This window comes from Stieleria sp., from assembly GCF_041595215.1.
GTDB classification, from domain to species: Bacteria; Planctomycetota; Planctomycetia; order Pirellulales; family Pirellulaceae; genus Stieleria; species Stieleria magnilauensis.
The window spans coordinates 1-2,309 of the sequence record NZ_JBFHKV010001232.1; the positions used below are offsets into that span (position 1 = coordinate 1).

The 2,309-nt window shown below is 59.1% G+C and carries 3 protein-coding genes; all 3 read left to right on the plus strand.

Translation table 11 applies throughout. The features are described from left to right. Positions 1–152: 152 nt before the first annotated feature. Positions 153–1,418 carry a M48 family metalloprotease gene (locus ABX749_RS29980; RefSeq protein WP_372899268.1) on the plus strand — a complete coding sequence of 422 codons (1,266 nt, stop codon included), beginning with the start codon at positions 153–155 and terminating at the stop codon, positions 1,416–1,418. A 156-nt stretch (positions 1,419–1,574) separates the two neighbouring features. Then, entirely contained in the window at positions 1,575–2,021 is a 447-nt protein-coding gene (locus tag ABX749_RS29985) for a hypothetical protein (protein WP_372899269.1), read from the plus strand. 19 nt (positions 2,022–2,040) lie between these two features. Continuing rightward, positions 2,041–2,309, plus strand: a 269-nt coding sequence (locus ABX749_RS29990; protein WP_372899270.1) for a hypothetical protein, incomplete at its 3' end; no start/stop codon positions are given.

Consider the following 2,309-nt stretch of genomic DNA (forward strand, 5'->3'; position numbering starts at 1 on the left):
AAACACGGGTCGCGCCCGAGAACGACGCAACAATACTGATGGCTCGAACCGTGGAATCGACTTCCATCCCGTCGTCGTTGAATTGACGGGCTGGAAGCCTCTCCCGCTCTTCTTTCTGCCGTTGCACCCCCCGGCTTCTCAACGATTTCCTGATGCAACTCTATTACTTTCTGGCCGTCATTCTCTCGCTCAGCTTGGGCTCGCTGCCGGAATCGAACCAGCCCTTCGGCCATGCGGTCGGATTCAGCGGGCTGGTGATCGTCGCGTGGTGGGGGCTGTGTTATCTGGCGGTCCGGATGGTTGCCGGGCTGATCGACAAGGGGGAAGTCGATGCGACGGTGGGCTACGATTGGTTTGATCGTCAAACCGAGTGTTTTCGCTGGTTCTCGCTGGGGCTGATTCTGCTTTGTCTGGGCGGATTCGGGCTGGGCCGGAACTTGGACCGGTTGCCGCTGACTCAACACTCCTTAGCGCTGCAATCGATCGTTTTGTTGTTTCCCGCGATCGCAATGATGGCCGGATTGTGGGCCGGGGAGTCGCTGTTTGCGGCACGCATGGGCGTGGCGCGACGGGGGTGGTGGGCGACGTTGACGTCCACGTTTTCGGCCCTGCGATGCAGCGTCGGTTGGCTCGTCGCACCGATCATCGGCTTTCTGGCGATCATCGATCTGATCTCATTGACGGCGGTCGGGGACCAGATCCCGAACTGGGCGGCGTGGATCGCGTTGGTCGCCGTGATGGTCGCCGGCATCCCGATCTTGGTACGGCGAGTGTTTCCGACCCGTCCGATCGATGCTGCCACCAAGCAATGGATCCAATCGGTCGTCACCTCCGGCGGCATCCGACGCTGCAAAATCGTGATGTGGGATACCAACCACCAAACCCACAACGCGATGATCGCCGGTCTCTTCGGGCGTTTTCGCGTGTTGCTACTGAGTGATCGATTGGTGCGAGACCTGACGCGAGAGGAGTTGGCGATGGTGATTCTGCACGAAGTGGCCCACGCCAAACGGTTTCACGTGCCGCTGCGAATTCTGGCCCTGGTCCCCGCCTGGTTGCTCGGGGCGGGGCTCGAACGGGGGCTGATGCATGATTCCATGCCGGTCGGGGCGGCGGACTGGGCAGCGGACTGGGCGGGCACGCTGGGCAGCGTGCTCAGTCTGGTGGCGACCGTGTTGATCCTGCGTTTGGTCAGTTATCGCAGTGAATTTGACGCCGACACGGTGGCCTGTTGGTTGGCGCCGGCCGTTTCTCGCTCGTGCGAGCGGGTGCCCACGACCGAGCCGGAGGCACGTCGCCACCTCGCGTCGGCGCTGCTGCGTGTGACCGAAGGTTGCGCGGCGGCACGCAAGCCGACATGGCTGCATCCCGGCATCGCCGATCGGATCAACGCCTTTTCCCCACCCCAAGTGGCCTAAGCATCCAGCTTGCGGCTCCTGAATTTCACCGAATTTTTGCCTTCTGATCGCACTCCGTATTGGTTTTCTGCGGAAAATTTGCCTATGTTGAATCGTTCACGGCCGGGCAACCGGTCTGTCCCATTGTCGATTCCAACCCCAAAATTGAGTCCAGACATGAAACGATTTTTAGCCTCCGCGGCCGCCGTTTTGCTCGTCGCGACCGCTACCACGTTGACCGCCGACGTTGACCTGAAAGACATCCAATGCGTGGTGGCAAAGAAAGCTGCTGACGCCAGCAAGTCAGCCGACTACAAAGACGCCAAGGTGTATTTCTGCTGCAACGGTTGCGCCGGCAAGTTCGCCAAGGATACCGAGAAGTATGCCGTCAAAGCCAATCATCAATTGGTCGCGACGAAGCAGTACGTCCAAAAGAAGTGCCCGTTCAGTGGCGGTAAATTGAACGAGTCGACGGCGATCAAACTGGCCGGCACCGAAGTCGCGTTTTGCTGCAACAATTGCAAAGGCAAAGCGGAAGGCGCCGAAGATGACGAAGCCAAGCTGAAGCTGATCTACAACGACAAGTCCTTCAAGAAAGGCTTCGAGCTGGCGAAGAAAGAATAGTCGCTCGTTGTAAAAACCGATGCGATATCGCCTTGTCGTCCACCTCGACCCGTTGACGGCGATCGCAGTTTTTAACGCGGCGTTGCTGTTGATCGGCATCGCCGCGTTTTTGTTTTACCTGGTCCTGCGCCGTAGCAGGCCACTGGCGGACTGGGCCAGAACGCATCGCAGATCCTTTCAGGTTGCCGGTGCTGTTTATCTTGCGTCGATTTTGATCACCGCGTGTTTTCAAACCGGTTGGTATCGTCACGGGATCGGTCTGTTTGTCGCCGGTCTTTCCGGGCTGAT

What these genes read in the sequence shown, in the direction of transcription:
- ABX749_RS29985 (WP_372899269.1), top strand. Translation starts at nt 1,575, where the DNA reads ATGAAACGATTTTTAGCCTCCGCGGCCGCCGTTTTGCTCGTCGCGACC.
- ABX749_RS29980 (WP_372899268.1), top strand. Translation starts at nt 153, where the DNA reads ATGCAACTCTATTACTTTCTGGCCGTCATTCTCTCGCTCAGCTTGGGC.